The organism is Enterococcus raffinosus (assembly GCF_019175485.1).
GTDB lineage: Bacteria > Bacillota > Bacilli > Lactobacillales > Enterococcaceae > Enterococcus_A > Enterococcus_A raffinosus.
In genome coordinates this window covers 546,468-565,222 of sequence record NZ_CP072888.1, presented here as the reverse complement: position 1 = coordinate 565,222, position 18,755 = coordinate 546,468, and the positions used below count along the sequence as shown (strand labels likewise).

General features: G+C 39.7%; 11 protein-coding genes. All 11 read right to left on the bottom strand.

What is annotated here, in order from left to right; all coding sequences use genetic code 11:
* Positions 1 to 50: 50 nt before the first annotated feature.
* Complete coding sequence (locus J9537_RS02750) at positions 51 to 3,074, bottom strand: 5'-nucleotidase C-terminal domain-containing protein (RefSeq protein WP_218256660.1); 3,024 nt, start codon at positions 3,072 to 3,074, stop codon at positions 51 to 53.
* Positions 3,075 to 3,336: 262 nt separating this feature from the next.
* Positions 3,337 to 4,131 (bottom strand): helix-turn-helix domain-containing protein, encoded by a 795-nt coding sequence (locus J9537_RS02745; protein WP_218256659.1) that lies wholly within the window; start codon positions 4,129 to 4,131, stop codon positions 3,337 to 3,339.
* 128 nt (positions 4,132 to 4,259) lie between these two features.
* Positions 4,260 to 5,363 (bottom strand): coiled-coil domain-containing protein, encoded by a 1,104-nt coding sequence (locus J9537_RS02740; RefSeq protein ID WP_218256658.1) that lies wholly within the window; start codon positions 5,361 to 5,363, stop codon positions 4,260 to 4,262.
* Between the two features lie 22 nt (positions 5,364 to 5,385).
* Positions 5,386 to 6,126 carry a hypothetical protein gene (locus tag J9537_RS02735; protein WP_245001280.1) on the bottom strand — a complete coding sequence of 247 codons (741 nt, stop codon included), beginning with the start codon at positions 6,124 to 6,126 and terminating at the stop codon, positions 5,386 to 5,388.
* Positions 6,127 to 6,168: 42 nt separating this feature from the next.
* The gene (locus J9537_RS02730; protein ID WP_218256657.1) at positions 6,169 to 7,743 is read right to left on the bottom strand and encodes a coiled-coil domain-containing protein; all 1,575 of its coding nucleotides are present in this window, start codon (positions 7,741 to 7,743) and stop codon (positions 6,169 to 6,171) included.
* On the bottom strand, positions 7,743 to 8,516 hold the full coding sequence (locus tag J9537_RS02725; RefSeq protein WP_218256656.1) for a hypothetical protein: 774 nt from the start codon (positions 8,514 to 8,516) through the stop codon (positions 7,743 to 7,745). The genes J9537_RS02730 and J9537_RS02725 overlap by 1 nt, the downstream gene beginning before the upstream one ends.
* 31 nt (positions 8,517 to 8,547) lie before the next feature.
* On the bottom strand, positions 8,548 to 9,126 hold the full coding sequence (gene lepB, locus J9537_RS02720) for a signal peptidase I (RefSeq protein WP_218256655.1): 579 nt from the start codon (positions 9,124 to 9,126) through the stop codon (positions 8,548 to 8,550).
* A gap of 22 nt (positions 9,127 to 9,148) precedes the next feature.
* On the bottom strand, positions 9,149 to 11,317 hold the full coding sequence (locus tag J9537_RS02715) for a glucosaminidase domain-containing protein (protein WP_218256654.1): 2,169 nt from the start codon (positions 11,315 to 11,317) through the stop codon (positions 9,149 to 9,151).
* Between the two features lie 14 nt (positions 11,318 to 11,331).
* Entirely contained in the window at positions 11,332 to 13,086 is a 1,755-nt protein-coding gene (locus tag J9537_RS02710; protein WP_218256653.1) for a sortase family protein, read from the bottom strand.
* A 110-nt stretch (positions 13,087 to 13,196) separates the two neighbouring features.
* Entirely contained in the window at positions 13,197 to 13,904 is a 708-nt protein-coding gene (locus tag J9537_RS02705; protein WP_218256652.1) for a pilin N-terminal domain-containing protein, read from the bottom strand.
* Position 13,905: 1 nt separating this feature from the next.
* Positions 13,906 to 18,744 carry a SpaA isopeptide-forming pilin-related protein gene (locus tag J9537_RS02700; RefSeq protein WP_218256651.1) on the bottom strand — a complete coding sequence of 1,613 codons (4,839 nt, stop codon included), beginning with the start codon at positions 18,742 to 18,744 and terminating at the stop codon, positions 13,906 to 13,908.
* Between the last annotated feature and the right edge of the window lie 11 nt (positions 18,745 to 18,755).

Sequence of the window (18,755 nt, the reverse complement as noted above, 5' to 3'; positions counted from 1 at the left end):
TAAAAAATGCTAAAAAAGCCGAATCCATTATTAGATTCGGCTAATTTTTATTATCGTTTCTTGAAGTACATCCATCCACTAGCCGCTAGAGCAACCATTCCTAAAACAACAAAAATTGGTTGTTCGCCTTCACCAGTATTTGGATAGACCTTTTTCCATGCACTATCTAACCAATTCTGACTAGTATTTCCTCCGCCAGTAACGTTCGATGTAATTTCACGCTTCAAAACGGTCATTGAAAAACTCACTTGACCACCCTTTGATCCGTAGACCGTCACTGTAAATTTTTGATCCTTTTTCAAATTTAATTCTTTAACGTCAATAATGATATTGCCCTTTTCATCAGACTCCCCTTGAACAAATTTTCCACTTTCATCAATGGATACATTTACTGCGGCATTTACGATCGTCTTACCCGTCAATCGCGCGTCACCTTCATAAAAATCATTTAGTGTCGTTTCTTTTTTTATCTTTGCTGACTCTGCATCAGCTGCTGGATCGACGCCCACTTCCGCCAAAACAGTCTTATGGAAGTTTGCTTGTCCACCATTTGGTCCAGTGATTGAGATAATGACGTTTTGCCCCTCTTTTAAATTCAAGTTTTGGATATTAATCTCAAACTTCCCTTCTGCGTTGGATACTTGAGGTGTTTCCGCCTGTACAGCAACTTTACCTTCTGCTTTTGCAACAGCATTATCCTCAGCTACAAAAATCTCAATGGTCGCATTGGGAATGGTTTTACCAGTCAAATATTGATCTTTTTCATGGATGTCATTTATTTCTGTTTTTTCTTTAATTTGCTTAGTTTCAACAATCGCTGGGTCGTTTGATGAGCTCGTCGTTTGAGTTGTTTCCATCGCTAAAACAGTAATCGGAAATTCTGCTCTACCGCCGTTTTCGCCCTCAATTGATACAGTAATTTCTTGACCTTCTGTCAAACCTAATTGATCAACAGCAAGATTGATGTTTCCATCCTTATCTGCTCTCACCTGAGCCAACGCTCGAGTCTTAACAGAAGTGACAGTTACCAGCCCATTAGGAATTGTTTTACCCGTTAGAGATTTATCCCCTTCACGGTATTTATCAAATACTGTTTCTGCTTTGATTTTTTCAGTCTCTTCTGTCACAGGATCTACAATCGTTTTACGTCCCTCAATCGCTGCCGATACCTTTTTGCCACTTGCTTCTAGGTCCTTGATATAACCGATAAAGGTTTCTGTATCGGGATCTAAGGCACCTGTCAATTTAGCTTGAGTAAATTCAGAGAACCCATCGCCCCCACCATATAAGAAATCATTGATGACTAGCTTATATGTTCTATCTGCCTCGATTTCTGTTCCATCGGATTTCAACAATTTCTCAACAATGTATTGATGTTCCGTATCATTTTTATCAGGATTTTCTCTAACTGTATAACGCAAGCCTGCAACCTGAAGAAAATAGCCGCTTCCTCTCGAGTCATTTGGGTCATACTTGAAAGTTTGCTGATTCAATACATTTTTAATTTGTTGCCCCGTCATCTCAACAATCTGCATGATATTTCCGAATGGTTGAACCGCTTGCGCAGCGCCCCAAGTGATGGATGAATCTTCTTTGACCTTCAAATCATCTCTAATCCCGCCGTTATTGGTCATAGCAAAATCAACGTCTTCACCATTCTTCTTTGCCATATACACTTGCGCATCCGTTATGAGATTTCCAACAGGAGATTCCCCCAATTCGTTAACAGTTCGAGTGATACTTTCAGCTTTATCCGCTGTTCCAATTTTTTCTTCTGTTACTTCTTTTACACGATTATCCGCGTCTGAGACAATAGCCTCAATTGTAGAATCAGGTGTCACGCTACCATTTGGATCAACAGGATTGACTGTCGCCTTTGGTGTCTCTGCGAAATCTTTAGTATCAGTGTCAAAATCACCTTGCAAATCGATATACCCTTTCCCTTGAGAAGTGGCTTGGACGATCCGTGTGCTTTCCACCACACCATTTGTGTAGACATGATTATGTCCTGCAAAAAAGGCATCTACACTATTATCAGGATTTACCTGATTGACCTTTTTCATGATATCGGCTGCTTCACCACTAACAGACTCTCCTTCACCTTGAACAGAGGGTGTATGGCCAAGAACAACAATTGCATTCACTCCTTTTCCAACAAGCTCTTGGGAATATTTTGCAATTTCATCCGCTGGATCAGTAAATGTATATTCTTGATGATGCTGCGCCAGTACTAAATTTGGAACTTCTGTAGTAATAACTCCGATAAATCCAATATTAATAGGATCAGCAGTCGTTCCAACATTCTTTATTGTATAGGGTTCCCACCCATAAGGAATAGCCCCAGTATTTTTTTCACGAACATTCGCAATGACTAAGTCAAAGCCGCCTTTCAGTTGATCTTGAGTATAGTCATTATTATAATTCTTGACAATGTCATAAAATTCAGAATCCGGATCTGGCTTTGTCCCGGTTAGAATACGATTGAATTCACCTAATCCTTCATCAAACTCATGGTTTCCTAACGTTCCAACATCAAAATTCATTTGATTTAAAATGCGCATTGTCGGCTGATCCTGCAATAAACCTGAATTTGCAGGACTTGCCCCTACCATATCTCCAGCTTGTACACGTAGTGTCTTTCCCTTATTATTTGTTTGCTTAAAATTGGACTCCGCTTGTGAGAAATAAGCAGCTAGCAGGGATGCCGTCCCTGCACCAGAAACTTTAGAGCCATTCGCGCCATAATAACTTCCGGTTGTACTTAATGCTCCATGAAAATCATTGATCCCCAGCATCTGGATGGGAACTGTCGTTGAACTTTTTGTGTTCTTTTCAGATGCTGAACTGTTTTCTACCACCGATTCAGCTGGTGAAGCTGTTTCCGATGATAGACTACCAGTTTCACTGTTTGCTTCACTGCTGGAAGTACTTCCTAACGTTTCACTCGATTGACTGCTTACCGTACGATTCAACTCATGAGAGACTGTTTCTGCTGTTGCTAATCCTGACGGTAAAGTAAATCCAAAAACAGTCATTATTGTGATTACACTTCTTACTAGACTCGGTTTCTTCAAAAAATCATCTCCCTCTATTTTAAAACGCTTACAAAAGAGATGTTATCAATTCTTCACTTAATATTCAAATTTTTTTCATATTTTCTTTTTATTTTTTAACTTTCAAATATAAAATATAAAAAATCTTTGCAGTGAAGTCCCTATCGATAGTTAAGCAAATAACCATACATTTTTTCTAAAAAAATACCTCGCAGAAGTTCTTGTAAATGAACTTTTGCGAGGTACCTATCTTTTAATGATTTTTTGTATCGTTACTTATTTCCTACCCATTAGAAACAAGCGCATGCAGGGTTTCGTTTTTTTGAATGCGGTCCAACAATTCCGGATTGATCCGATACCCTTTCCCCCATAACGTTTGAATGGCTTTATTTGTTAATTTGGTACTCTCAAATTTCGTTTTAATTCGAGTAACCGTACTAGAAAGCGAAGCCAAATGAGATTTATTGACATCTTCATTCCATATTTGATGACAAATTGTTTCTCGCGTGACTACCTTATTTCCGGCTTGAACCAAAATAAAAAGAATTTTGGTTTCGGTTTGAGAGAGTTGATGCAGCACTTCCAAAAACTGATAATTTTCTTCTGGAGAATTGGGATTTGTCTGCAATAAATTGGGTTTGATCAAGGAAACCTTATCCGATAATTGAACGTACTTCTTGTTCTCATAGCCTGGTACATTGGCTCCCTGCTCCTTTTTCAAGGCGTACAAGCATTCGCGAAGCTCATCGACCGAATCTTCATTTGAGATGATCGCATGCAGAAGCTCCTCCTCAAGATATTGGTGATCCATTTCTGTTACTTTCGTTTCTACCTTTCGAATAATGCGAATCGAATGATCTTTTATCAGTTGAATGATTTCTATTACTTCTGACTCACAAATGGTTTCACTTAAAATAATGAATTGGAAGTACTTAAAAAAGTCCAATGTTTCTGTTTGTTGGTGACTGTCTTCAAGTACTTTGGCTGAACAATAGACCTCGTAGTTTAATGATTGCAGCTTTTGCTGGATCTCTTGTTCGGCTAAAATATTCTTTGTCAGAATCAAAACTTGATTCATGATAATCTCCCCTTTTTAGTTAAACCCTAATAATAATGTTTCACTCGATTTATGAAGCATTATGTATTTGAAGGAGAACAATATTCTTACAATCGACTACTCCATTGCTCTCCTGATTTTCTGATTTATTATTGAAACTCTTTGCGAGACATCACAGAAACTTTTGGATACTCATAACGGCCTTTAATTTCCTCTAGATCTGGAACGTTGCTCTGGGCTAATTGATCCACTCGACTTTTCAACTCTTCATAGATACTCAAGATCGTTTGACGAGACTCATCCACTTCGCAGGAGATTTCCTTCGCTCGATCATGAATTGTTTGCAGCTCTGCTTCAGAATCCTTCACAATTCGCTGCGCATCGAGCTTCGCTTTTTCTACCATTCGGTTTGCTTGGCGACGCGCTGAGATTAAGACTTCGCCAATTTCATGTTGAGAATGAATGGCTTCTTGTTTTAGTTGCTCATTCTCATTTTTAAGACTCGTAATCTGATTCTGCAGCTGCGCAATGCGTTCACTTTCAACGACGGAGTCCTGATGCTTTTGATCAATGATCAATTGCTGAACGATGTCCTCTTTTTCCAAAATCATTTGATCCTTTTCTACGATCATTTGATCCAATTGAGCAATCAATTCTTCTTTTTCCTGTAAATCATTGAGTAAACCATCTACTCGTTGTTCAAATTTTTGCACTACTTCGTGTTGGTGCAGTTCTTGATCCTTTTGGTTCATCGTTAACTCACGCATTTGCTGTTTGGCTTCCTGCAGGTCTGCCTCTAGTGATTGATAGTTTTCCAATGACGCTTTCAATGAGCTTACTTCTTCTTCCGCTTGATCCAATTGCTCTTTTAAATAGCCAGTTTCTTTGTTTTCTTGCAAACGTTGAATTTCTTGCCGATTTCTTCGGACTTCTGACTCTAACTCTTGAATATGACGGCGATTTTCTGCTTTTTCCTCTCCAGTTCGTAGGAGTGCTTGCTTATATTTTTCAGTTTCTTTAGTTAATCGCTGCTTCTCCAAATCGGTTTCTTTTTTTACTTGCTCAACCAATTCGTCCTTTTCAGAAATCAAACGTTTTAATTCTTCCATCTCTTCCTTCTGTTTTTTTGCAGGATTTTCCGTAATACTGTTTGCTCTTTCTTCGATCATAATCTCTTCCTCAGGAACAGAATTGATTTCATCAATGATGTTCTTATTGAAAAACCAACCATTTTTCTTCTGCTGTGCGTTCATAGTGACTTCCTCTCCTCTTTCTTTACTCTTCTTCTTGAATCAATGAGAACTCTTCCTCTGCTTTTTCACGAGTAAATGTACAACTATAGGTCTTTTTCTTCTCTTTATCATTCATCAGATTCATTTGAAAGGTGATCTGAGTTAATTTCGAGATGTCTTCTGCTTCTTTGGCGAATGCTTTTACGTTGTCTTTAATTTGTTGGCGGTTTTCTTCACTGCCAGAATCTCCTGCTAGTGCAATATTCAGGGTCTGTGTTGGAATATCTAAGACGATGAGTGTAGTAGATAGGCCAAAGTAAGGACTCACCTTTGTTGATATGTCACTTTCAATTTCGTATTGCTTCTCACGATTATCATCAGTGAATAATTCATCCCACGGATATTCCTTCAGACCAATTCCTTTTTTGGGATAAGCTTTAATTGGCAGTTTATTGATAATTTGCTTTTGCTCTTTTTTTAGCGTATACAACTCGTCTTTTAATTGATTAGTTCTTTCGGTAACTGTGTGCAGTTGGTCCTCCACTTTAAACAGACCATACGTTGTTAAGAGGAGCCCGATAGCCAAGAATATTGTCAGAAACAGCAGAGACGACACATGTTTTTCCTGTTCCGCTTGCTTGACGTATTCCAACTTTCGCCGGAAGGATATCGGCGTATTCGGCGGTACATTCAACCTTTGTATTTGCACCTTAATAATTATTCGGCGAAACCAAACAATGAATATCAAAATGACCAGTGCAACGCTTATCCAATTTATGATCAAAATGTTTGTGTCCTCTTTTCTTTGTTAGGTTTAGCGTTGTTCTTAATCAAAATAGTCAGCCAACTTCTGATCCTGCTTCTTTTTCTTTATCTCTTTTAACAGTGTCCCGTTCGAAAGTGCTTCTACCTTAAACTCCAAGTCATCATAGATAGAAAGAACATTTTTTCGTGACTCTGACACTTCGATCAGAATCTTTTTCGCGCGGTTACTGATGTTTTCTAATTCCAACTCCGCTGAACTAATCAGATGCTTCGCTTCAACTTGTGCTTCTTCGATGGTACGATTTGCTTGCTTTTTAGCGGAAATCAATACTTCACCAATTTCTTGTTGAGATTGAACTACCTCTTTTTTTAAGCGTTCATTTTTTTCGATCAGCTCATCGACCTGTTTTTTTGCTTGGATTAATTCCAAACTATCTTCTGCATCCTTTTGTTCCTTCAGCTTACTTAACTCAATCTGTGCGTCGGCTAAGCGACTGGCTAGACGTTCCTTTTCCGCCTCTAATTGTTCTAGCGTCACTGTCTTTTCTTCCAGCTTTGCGATTTCTTCATGGGCATCAAACAAGGCACTGTTGAGGGCTTCTTTTTCTGCTGCTAATTGCTCCAACGTCTCTATTCTTTCTTCTTGTACTGATTCTTCTGACAGTTGTCCTTGTTCATCAATCGCCATCTGTGATTCCTCCAATGCATTTTCAAGCTTTTGAGCCACTTGCTCTTTTAGCTGTTGGACTGTTTGTTTGTATTTCTTGTTTTCTTCCTTTAGTTTCTTCAATTCAGCTGCTAGTTCTTGATCTTTCTCCTCAAGCAGTTCATCGAGCACATCATTTTCCGCTTGAAGTTCCATCACTTTTGCTTCATTTTTCTGATTACTTATATGTAACTGTTGGTAATCTTGTTCCAGCTCTCGATATTCTCTTTTCAATTGATCAAAGTGAGTAAGTTCTTCTTCATAATGAGCTGTCTCAGCTTTGATCTGAGCAAGCTTTTTTTCCTTTTCACAATTCTCTTCTTGAGCTTTTTCATACTTCTTTTTATATTCCTTAAGCTCCTGTGTGAGTTCCTTTAAATTTATTGAGACAGTTTCCTTCTCCGTATCTTGCTTTTTCAGCTGCTCACTCGTTTCGCTTAGTTCATTTCGCTGATCTTCTAGTTTTTGCTGAAGCTGATTAATCGTTGCTTCTTTCTCTTGTTTCGCTTCATCTATTTCAACCAATTTCGTTTGCCAATAATTCTCTTGCTCCTGTAATTCTTCCTCTAAGCGAGTTCGTTCAAAAGACAATTTGTCTTTTAACGTGTCCTTTTCTACTTCTAATTCACGAACAAGTGCCTCCGCGTTTTCTTTTAATTCAGCTAATTCTTCTTTCAGCCGCTGATTCTCAACTTGTTGTTTAGAGACGGGAACTTCTTTTTCTTCTTGTTGCTCTAAAACTTGTTCACTGTTCGCCTGCGTGTCATGAATCGTCTCCTCTGGAACCTCTTCGTCATCCACCGAATCCGGTGTATCTTTTGTCTCGTTATAAAACGCTTCTGCTTCAAGTTCTTCTTCTGTAATCTCATTGATGAACTCCTTCAACGCATTCGTTGATAGCCATTTTCTTTTTTTCTTATTATCTGCCATTAGCCCTTCTCACCATCATTCTTTAGTTTCTGTTCAGAAACATTCTTCTTATTAAAAGTATCCTCCGCTTTTTCGCGAGTGTAATTCACGTTATATAATTCTTTTTGATCTTGACCGACAGAAAAAATAATTCGGACGTGGATAGCGGTCAACTCGGAAATTCCTTCCGCCTCCATCGCAAAGTTATCTAAATTTTTTTTGATTCGTTCTTTGCTCTCATCGTCATTTAGTTGTCCCTTTAATTGGATCGAGAGCGTTTTTGGAATAGACAATGAAACGAGGGGATGAAACGAACCAAAATATGGCACGATCGTCTGCGAAACAACAGACTCAAGTTCTTTTTGTACATCCGAATCTTTTTCTTCCGCCGCCCATTTACTCCAGTCATAATCTTTGAGCCCAATCCCCTCTTCTGGATAATTCTTTAAAGGAATACTGGCAGCCAACTGTTCTTGCTGCTGCGCTAAATCTTCGACTCTACTTTCTAAATGAGCATTCTTCCTTTGAGTGCGCTGATAATCCTTCGCTAGAAGCAGAAAAGAAACAAGTAAGAGCATTATCGCGATCCCAACAGTTAAACTGCTGATAAGTAAATAGCGAATGTGCCGATCCTGTTCAATCCTTCTTAAATAACTAATTTTCCTTCGAAATAACGGGGATTGATCAGGCTCCTTTTGTATCGATGTGAATCGCAAATCAAACAATAAGCGTATAAAAATGAAAATAATTGCTAAAATGACTAATGCTGTGCTGACTATTCCTAGTATGACCATGTTGAACTCCCCTCTAGCAGGGTATTTTTTCTCATTCGTTATCCGCCTGCTTTCCGATTACCGATGGGAGATGCAATTGAACGGTTCCCTCTACTTCTTTTTTGTAAACAAATCCAAATGTTCGACTGTCTTTCGATACATCAATGTGATCACCTGTTGTAAAATACAGTCCTTTTGGAATTTTTGTCAGGTCTTGAAATTCTTCAGCGACTGCCGGAGAGAGCTGAAACGTATAGGTGGTTTCAAAATCTCCGTGTTCCCCAATATTTAAAACCATCCGATCATTTCGAATAAACATCGTATCGCCGGGTACTCCAATCACTCGCTTGACGAATTTCCCCTCCTCTCCTTTCACGGAAAAAGCAATCACATCATACCGATGGATTGAGGTTTGCTTTTTCACTAAGACCATGTCTTTTTCCGTTAACGTCGGATTCATGGAGGTTCCAGAGATTGGATGAAAACTATATTCTCTTCGCACCAGTTGTCCAGAAATAAACAGAACTACTAGTAGAAGAAGCGTTAGTATGGTAAGGATCAAACTTTTCGCAATAGAGCGTTGTGGAGGACTTCCTTCTTTTTTTGTTTGACGCGATCGAACGGTTGCCATAGGTCGTGGTGCTCCTTTTTTCTTACTTTGCTTTTATATAGGTTACTTGGTCCGAAGTTGCTAAAGCCGTATCAATCACTCGATACGAAATGACCGTACCACCATAAACATTGCCTTCTGAAATCAAGATTCCTTCTGGTCGGACAACTTCCACAAACGCTACATGTCCGTAACGGGGATCAGAACCAGCCACTCCTGGTTTAAAGGAGATCAGCCAGCCTGCTTTGGGCTTTCGACTGACTTCATAGCCTAAGACTTTTCCTTTTGCTGCCCATTGCCCCCCGTTGCCCATATAATCGTCGACAGTTTTTCCTAACTGCTTCACACGATTGAAGGCATACCAGGTACATTGACCGACTGGGTAAGAGCCTGAGGTATTGTAGTTCACACCATTGAAATCTGGATACTTCATACGGCTGCGGTATTCTTCGGGTATCTCCTCTTTTCCTTTGATAAAGATACCTGAGGCGGTTGCTTCTACTTTTGGCTGATCGTATTGCGTTAAGTGGTACAAAGCAATAATCGAATTCAGCTTTCGACCATAGCTTGTATCCGTTGCGTAAGTTCCTGTCAACGCATTCGTTGTACGCAGATAGTTCTTAGCGGTGGATCGCCATGCTTGTTTATAGTAGCTGTCATTTCCTGAAATTCCGCCACGCAGTAATTCCACATAATCCCCCAGAGACGCCGCATAATTTGGATACTTTCGAAAAGAGGATTGAATCGAATAGAGTTCTCCATTCCCTCGATCTTCTTGAGTGGCCATCGAAACAGCTTGTCCTTGGTACGTTCCTTTAATACCAAACAAGTTATAATTTGGCGCTAACGATAATGTGCTCGTTCCTGACCCGCTCTCCAATAAGGCTTGAGCGATCATCACAGAGGCAAACACATCATATTCTTGCCCCAATGTTCGAGCGTCCTCTCCGATAGTCTCAATAAAGCTCTTAGCGCTTTCGTTTTCCGTGATGTTCATAGAAGCCGGATACTCTGCTACTACTTGTTCTCCGTAATCAGTCAGTACTGCTTCAGGGAAATCCTGAGCCAAAAGATCCTCTTCTACGTCGAGAGTTTCCACAACAACTTGACGTTGGGTTTCTTTTTTATCAGATGTCGAATCCGTTTCGTTTTCAATTTCCACGTCATCAACCGATAAATAATAATCGTCGCCGATATAAATTCCAAATAACCTATTTTCGTCTTCGTTCTTCTGATAAATCAGACTACCTACCGTAATCTCTTCCGGCAGCTTTTCTGGATTATTGCTTATTTCTAAGTGAAATAGGCTCTGATAAATGTCTGACGCGAATTGCTCCGCACTGTAACCTTCCTCTTGCTCTGTCCCGAGCTGCTTAATTCCTTCGTAGATCAATGCTGCCTGCGCCTTGTTTTCAAAACTGCTTAACAGCGGCAACTCAAAGCCCTTCAAGTCAGATTGAGCCACTTTCGTGGTTTTCAACTCGCTTGGCAGATTCAAGGTACTCGTTTCAGAAAAGGCGGCAGGCGCTGTTGGCGCCACAAACGAGTTTGCCTGTACACTTGCCGTATTGGGCGCAGTTGGAATCCCAGCTGCTGTCGTTGGTCCCTCTGGCGTAACCACAGGAGAGGCAGATTGTTTCGGCACCTCTTGACTCCGGTTCGTAGATGCTTGGCTTCCTGCTGTGCTGCTAGGAATCGCTGCACTTGAGTTTGTCGTGCTTGAAGTTGTTTCTACAGGCTTCGTATTGTTCGTCGCTGAAGTGCTCGGCTTTGTCGTGCTTGAAGTTGATTCGTTGCTAGACGAAGCACTCGAGCTCGATTGACTGTTCCCTGTACTAGAACTCGAGGATGTTGGTGTCGAACTCGTACTGACAGATGAGTCTACCGTGCTGTTTTCAGGCGGAACGGATGCTGATGAAATCGGATTTTCTATATCTGAACTAACTGGCGGCACTAACGATTCTGATGGTTCTGTATTCGGAACCTCTGGTGTGATCACCGGTTCCTGAACATCCCCTTCAGGTTCAACCCCTTCATTTACGGGACCGTCACCGCTGTCTGGTACAGGTATAGAGCTTTCACTAGGACTTGTTTCTACTATTAAAGAAGATTCTTTGGTCAGCTCGTCTGCTTTTAATGCGCCGCTTCGTAAACCAGCCAATCCGCCAATAAAAACAAGCAGTCCGCAAATACCTATTACTATCTTTTTCATGCATTTGTTCCTTTCTAGATCAAACTAAAGAATAATATCGGTAATAAAAAGAGTAAGAACAAGGGAATGACTGTCTGCATCGGGTCAGAGATAATCTTGGCAGCCAAGGTCATACTCACACGCTCAGATTCCGATACTGGATCGTCCGCCAAGATTGTCCCGTTGATTTTTCCATCCTCTCGTTTGAGCTTCATTTGCTTGAACAGCTCATTCTGGGCATCCTGTAGAGGCTGAACACTCTTGAGATTTCCTTGAACAAGACGCCGATAAATCGTTCCGATATCTCCCTCACAGCGTAAGAGAGTGATTTTGGCTATACCATTTTTCGGCTCCTTTTCCACATAAGAGACCTCTGTCTCTTCAATAATCTTGTTCGAAGAAACCTCGTAGATATAGACATTTTTGAAGTCTGTCGCATAGATCAGCTGACCTTTTTTCAGGTCTTGAATGCGATGTAACAGCACATCCTTATCAAAAATGTTGTGTGCCAACACCACATAATTCCCTCGACCTAATTGTTGATCGGAGCGGTAGGTCGCCGCCCCAGTCAACAAGTTTTCATTCGCCATCCCTGCCAGTATTGGAAGGTCAATAGACACATCAGGGATCACAATCTTTCCAATGCCCCAATTATTCGTTGTTGTTTGTACTACCGACTTGGCCTTGGCATAATCAGAGATTTTAACGCTCGCTATTTGTTTTTCTTCATAATTCGCTTCCTCAATTTTATCGAGGTTATAAGAACTTAATTCTCCTTTTTTACCAATGTTTACGGCTGCAGAGGCAGGCTCCTGTTCCATGTGGAGATAGCCATAGATGGCCGTGACCAGTACCGCTGTCATCGTCACAAACAGAATAATAAAGAGCGTCTTCGTGACTAGGAATAATCGCTTCAAGTTCTTTCGAGCTTTCGCTGCAACCATGGGATCGTCGGAGCGGAAACGCTTGATGAAACGACGATACAAGCCCATCAATAAGGCAAAGATTGCGACATTCAACCCAAGTGTTGCTAAAACAATGTTTTGATAACTCCATGTATTCCGTTTTTTCACTTTCTTCTGCACGGCCGCTTTGTAGCTAATACGGTGCCCCGTGACTAATAAGCGAAAGGTATTAATCCCAGGCGGTGTGCATGTTAACAAGGTCACCTTGTCTTTTCCTTTATAAATCTTGACCTTATCCACATCACTTGGCAGAATTTCCTCAAAGGAATCAATCTCATAGGCCAAGCGCTTACCTAATATATTGATAAAAAACAAATCGCCTTCTTTTAGATTTCGAATATCTGTAAACAGCACTTGATTCTTGACCCCACTATGTCCCGTAATCACGGAATGCGTATTCTTTCCGCCAATTGGAATCGAGGTCGGTTCAAAATGCCCCAACCCTTTTTCTAGGGTTTTGAATGATGTGCCGTGAAAAAAAGGCATTTGTTTGATATCAATCGCGGGAATATCCACGGTTCCCATGACATCCCCTTGTTTCATGATCTTGTTGTAAACCACTGGATCGCCTTTAGGTAATCCTCCTTGCTTATTGTAAATGTACGTGTTATAGGCTTTGGCTAGAGTCCATTGCGCATCTTTTTCTTTTTGTGACATCTTTTTCATCGTGTCATCGTATTCAGAAACAGCCTGACTTCGTTCACGATTTGCTAAGTAATTCCCTACAATTGGATATAGAAGGGTTAAGATACCGCCAATAATCATAACAAGTGCAAAAATTCTTAAAAAAGAATGCTTGCGTTTTGGCTTGTTTCGTTTCTTCATGACTGATCCTTCTTTCCAATAGAGATTCACAAGTTGAAAGAAAGAATCGCAGATACGAAAACGTACGCATCTAAGATTCTTTCTTCAGTAATGATGCATAAACTAAATTCTTAAAAAACATCCTTTTTCCGATGGATACTGAACATACCGACCCCTCCCATGGCAATGATCATCGCCAATATCCACATCAACACTTGAGCTGTTCCAATGTTTCCACTGGTTTGCGGCAATCGTTTGATTTCCCCTTTTTCATCCACTTCGATCGGGGTCCCATCCGGTCCTTTGGTTACAGGCAACTTAGGGGTATCACCTACCACACTGGACTTCGGATAGATATACACTTCATTTAACGGTTCCCCCGTCTGTTGAGGAAAAGGCAATTCCACAACCACTGGCTCCATGACATCCTTTAGTTTTGCATGTTCCTTCTCGACGATCTGGTACATTCCTTGCGCCAAATTCCCTGCATGAGCAAGTCCCTTTTCATCTGTTGTTACGGTGGTGTGAAAAGCCCCATCCCCTTGGACAGGTTCAAAACCAGAGGCTCCTTGGATGGGTGTTACCCGAGTAATCTCATACGACATCCCAGGTAATGGGTCGAGTGCTTTCCCCTCGGCATCCTTCACTTGGTCCACCTTTGTCCCATCCAGAGGCATCGTATCTGCGATTTTAGCAAAATCTTCAATCTTGTATTTTTGGATGTAAATGTTATACCCTGTATTTTCAGTGACCTCTGCTTCGGCATTAGCAGTGACCATCCCATCAAAGCTCAGGAAGAAAACAAACAAGCAGAACAACAAACGACGTACTCTTTTCATTTTAGTTTCCTCCCTTTCCTTTGATTGGTCGAAAATGCAAGAAGACACCGGACATACCGATTACTAATAGACAGGCAGCTGCAATCAAGATGATTCGCATCGCCTTGGTGCTGCCAGTGAATGGCAATTTGGTTTGGCCTTTGTCAGGAACGTGAACGATCGCGATATAGTTATAGGTCGGGACTTCCACTTCAATCGGATTTTTCAGTAATTCAAATCCAGCTGGTGCTTTGGTTTCAACGATTGTGTAAAACCCTGGTGGTAGACTAGCGAACTCTAACCAACCATCGCTTCCTGTTGCAACAGGACTACCGATTTTATTTTCATCCTTGATCGTATCAGGATCGTCTTTCTTTCCTTTGTACAATTGGAACTCGGCACCTTCTAGAGCATTGGTTGATTTCGCTTCGATTTCTTCGGGTTCCAATGTTCCGTTTTTGTTTGCGTCAATGACTGTTCCTTCTTCATACTTGAAGAGACGAATCTTTGATAGACGTGTGAGTCCGGCGTTGACATCGGTAATATGATGAACTTTATCTGTACCAGTTAAAAGTGTCGGCAAGTCATCTAATTCAGGATGATTGAAATAAAGTGACCCCGTATTCGGATCCTTGAAATCAGAAGGAGTCTTAAACGCTGTAGTTGAATTCGAATCAGGATCTACTTTTGAATTCAACGACGTATCCGTTCCTTGCCACTCCTTAGTAACGATCGCAATCTTCTGTGTCACAACGAAATCACCTACCATAAATTCCGCAATGTAATTTCCTTCAGGAAGATTTTCAAATTTATATTTCCCATCAGTCCCAGTTTTAATTAATGAATCTCCGGCACCATCAATAAATTGTTGACCCGTTAAACTTTCTTTAACAAGTTTCTCTTTATACGAGGAATTTTCTAGACTGGTTCGATATAATTTCACGCCAATATTACTTACAGGAGTTTCGCTTGAATCTATCAACCCGTTATAATCATCGTCATACCAAACGTATCCTGTTAGATCACGACTAAAAACTTTTGTCTCTACTGTATTGCTCTTAACTGGTAGATCAATTGAACTATTGAAACTAGCTCTATTGCGATAAAGATCGCCTGCTTTTTGCCCCGTTGGAGAAATGGTAATTTCAAATTCAAGTTCTTCCTCCACAGCCATTTCATCTAAAGATACCAAGAATGCCTGTGCATTCTTGATCGTTGAAACATTTGATGTTCCCGGAACATATGCACCCCAACCGGTTATAGAATTTGGATCTCGATTTTCTGCATCAGGCGGACGAGAATTTGTATAGGTTACTCTTCCATTTCCTTGTATAAATCGCATTCCGGTCACCGAATAAGTGCCAGTGAAATCAGTACCAAGTGAATCACCGTTATAAGGCAATACATCTAATACTCTTACGTTCACTAGCTTATCCGAACTATTATTCGTTAGTTTTATTTTGTATTTAATATCCGTAGATGCTGAACTATTAGCGTCATCGTTGTCGCCAACCTCAATATTATCCGGACTAACTGATTTCTCTAAAGATATTTTCTGCATTTGATAAAGTTGCACTTTTCCAGAGGATTCTCTAGCAAAATCAGGAGAATCATCCTTCTCACTTGGGCTTCCTGTCACGAATATTTCCCCAATAGTATAAGCAGTAACTTCCGAAATTGATGAATCAGTGAATGTTAATTTGGTGACATCTGCTTTTGTTTCAAATGTTACCTCTGGCACATGCTTACTTGCATTCACTTGTTCGATCACCCAAGTAATAGTGGTACTTCCATCACCATTCGTCACAACATTTTCTGATTTTAATGTTCCATCAGTGATTTCTTCTGAGCCGCTGACATATGAGAGTCCCTTGGGAATCGTTGTTTTTAACGTAACCGTGTGGTCGACGTTTCCACCACTTACATTACCAGTCACTTTCCATCTAACTTTTTCATCAGTTTTATAGATATCCTTTTCTGGTTTAGTAGTAGTAGTTATCCCTACTCCCTTTATCCAGAATGAGTCACCATAGCTCCCAATATTAGAAGTATTATTTGTATGTGTCACCCCGTTTAACTTACCACGATGAGTAGTTATTACATTTCCCTTATCATCAAAGACGGTCGGTTCATAAACATCTCCACTTCCAGGGGTTGAACTAGTTTCTACAGTTCCATCTGTTTTAACAAAACGGTTAAATGTGTTATATAAGGCAATGTTACGGTTTCCTGTACTATCTGAAGCACTATTGATCGGACCTGTTGCGACAACGGGTAGAGAAATAGAATACTCAAACATAGCAGATGGATTTGTTCGGTCAGATGTAATCTTAAGTGCTGATATTTCGCCAGTTTTCAAAGCAGTGTCAAGATCTGCATGCCAAGTGTATTGATCATCTATTTCTGCTTCTGTAAGCGAATTACGATCTGGAGCGGGATTAGCAGTTTTCTTTACTCCATACTGATATTCAACATAGCCTGTAGTTTTAGTAAGAAAAGGATTTCTACTAGGGTCATACTTCGCAGAGTTAGCATTCCATCTAGCGTACGCAACCATTTTCTTCGATTTATATCCTTTAAAGAGACCGTCCCTATATCGGATAGCTAGATCAAATCGATATCCTTTAGCTATTTTTCCACTTCCAGAAGTAATCCATCTTTCATTATTAGTTTCAATATCCTTTCCTTGTGTTTCTCCATCATTAGGATTAACCCAAAGTATGAACTGTGATAGTCCTACCTCACTGTTAGAGACACTAAATGTGGAATTACCTTCTCCAGCGTGACTTTCAGTTTCATAACTTAAATTTGAAACAGCTAAATCGCTATAATAATATCTAACACTTTGACTCATATTTGAAAAATATAGATTGCTCCACTCCACAAGCAATGATACCGAAGCAAAATATTTATCATTTTTATTAACGGCGGTTTCATCCATATTGTAGGTATATGGATTCCATATCGGCTCGTAATCCTCTATCTCTACTTTTGTATCTGTTACTACATCAACATTACCTGTGTCGTAAACACCAATACCCGATTTATCAAGGGTACTTGGTGTTTCGTGATAAATAGATCCCGTTTTTCCATTCGGTATAGCCTTTGTTAAAACTGATTTATCAATGTTAAGAGTTCTAGAGGTACCCGTGTGTTTGAGCCAATCCCAATTAGAAGGCGTAGTATCTAGAGAACCAGACCTTCCGGCAATAATTTTTATTGGATAAGCTTTCGTAGTATCTGTCTCACTTGTACCTGTTGGAACCGAATACTCTGTTGCCTCAGTATCAGGAGATAACTTGTAATAATTCTTTGATGTATTAATCGTAAAACTTATTTTTCCAACTGGAAAAGTTGTTCCACGAAAGTCATCAGTTGCCCTTCCTGATAATGGTTTCAACTTAATCCCTACACCTATGCCAGCTACTTGCCAATTATTTCTACTTGATGAAGACCATGTTCCGCCAGAAATTGTATCCCCAAAGTTTTTCTGCATTCCTTTTTGTAGTGAAGTTGTCAAAGAAGCTTTCGCAGAAACTTTCTTTTCTGGAACTGCTAAAGCTGACAGATTCTTTTCATCATAAACTTTATTAAATGATTCTTCAGCACCTGTTTTATCATTGGTGGCACTGATGATTGTAATTTTCAGTTTAGGATTGATTTTTGTATCGTGTTGAGCTCCAAGAACATTTACAAAAATAGGTAACAGGATTTGTCCATTTGAATTAATTGTAGACTCAACATAGCCATTCTCCGTTTTAGTTCCATCACTTTCTGTTTTCAGTCCATTAGCTTCATCGGTTACTATTGTAAAATTATTTCGATTCTTGCCTGAGGTATCGAATCCATACGCATTTGGCAAATCCATATCAACTCGATATTTAATATTCGAATATGTGATACCTGGATCACTACCTTCAAGTGAAAAAGTTAGCAAGTATATGTTAGAATCAAATGTTCGCACCCAGTCATTTGTGTCGTTCGCATCATAACCAGGATCGGTATTTCCATCTTTAGGAGCATCAAACCCTGCTGTCCCAGATCGAACAGTCAACTTTGCACCAGTGACATTGATAGGAGAAGCATCTCTAGCAGCTTTAGTTTTTTTAGTTTTCTTACTTTCATCTAAGGGAAGTTCAATTGGTTTAAAAGATTCATTTTCTGAGTACTCTCTTTTTTCAAGTTCTTCAATTGATTCATTACCAGTTAATGGCTTGGTTTCAGCCTCTTCTTTATTCTGTACAGGCTCTTTATTCCCTTCTGTTTCTTTCTGTACGTCTGGTTCAGTTTCAATTTTCGGAGAAATAAAATGAAATAATTTTTGTTTACTATTATCTTCCATATTTTCAAATTCAACCAAAATTTCATCACTTGTATTTTCTCTAGCAAATGATAATTTTTGTGAATCATCTTTTAATAGCTTCAAATAAGTTGTTACTTCCCCTGTTATAGAATCAGTCACCCGAATAAACTCACTGGTTAACTCTCTCTTACCTTTCTCAGAAGCATTCGAACTATTCAAAATAGCAAGTTCTTCTTTCGTATCAAAATCAGAAGAAGAAACTTCTCTAATCAAAAGCTCTTGGGAGTTTGAATCTGTTGAAAAAATACTAAGTTTTTCATTTTTTGGTAAACGATAAAGTTGATTGACCTTTGCTGTCACTTTTAAATTTACTAGGGTATCTGAAATGTTAATATTTTTTCCTGTGATATCTTCTTCAGCTTTTATAATTGTTAACTTTGCGGAAGAATCATCTGCCTGCAATGAAATCATATTAGATATTGAATAAACAATACCTAATATGACCACGATAGGAAGAAGAACGGCGACTAATTGCTTTATTTTGATTTGCTTTTGCATTGTCTGCCCTT

Coding starts and splice junctions, on each gene's coding strand:
- J9537_RS02745 (WP_218256659.1), bottom strand. CDS start 4,131: ATGAATCAAGTTTTGATTCTGACAAAGAATATTTTAGCCGAACAAGAG.
- J9537_RS02740 (WP_218256658.1), bottom strand. CDS start 5,363: ATGAACGCACAGCAGAAGAAAAATGGTTGGTTTTTCAATAAGAACATC.
- J9537_RS02730 (WP_218256657.1), bottom strand. CDS start 7,743: ATGGCAGATAATAAGAAAAAAAGAAAATGGCTATCAACGAATGCGTTG.
- J9537_RS02725 (WP_218256656.1), bottom strand. CDS start 8,516: ATGGTCATACTAGGAATAGTCAGCACAGCATTAGTCATTTTAGCAATT.
- lepB (WP_218256655.1), bottom strand. CDS start 9,126: ATGGCAACCGTTCGATCGCGTCAAACAAAAAAAGAAGGAAGTCCTCCA.
- J9537_RS02715 (WP_218256654.1), bottom strand. CDS start 11,317: ATGAAAAAGATAGTAATAGGTATTTGCGGACTGCTTGTTTTTATTGGC.
- J9537_RS02710 (WP_218256653.1), bottom strand. CDS start 13,086: ATGAAGAAACGAAACAAGCCAAAACGCAAGCATTCTTTTTTAAGAATT.
- J9537_RS02705 (WP_218256652.1), bottom strand. CDS start 13,904: ATGAAAAGAGTACGTCGTTTGTTGTTCTGCTTGTTTGTTTTCTTCCTG.
- J9537_RS02700 (WP_218256651.1), bottom strand. CDS start 18,744: ATGCAAAAGCAAATCAAAATAAAGCAATTAGTCGCCGTTCTTCTTCCT.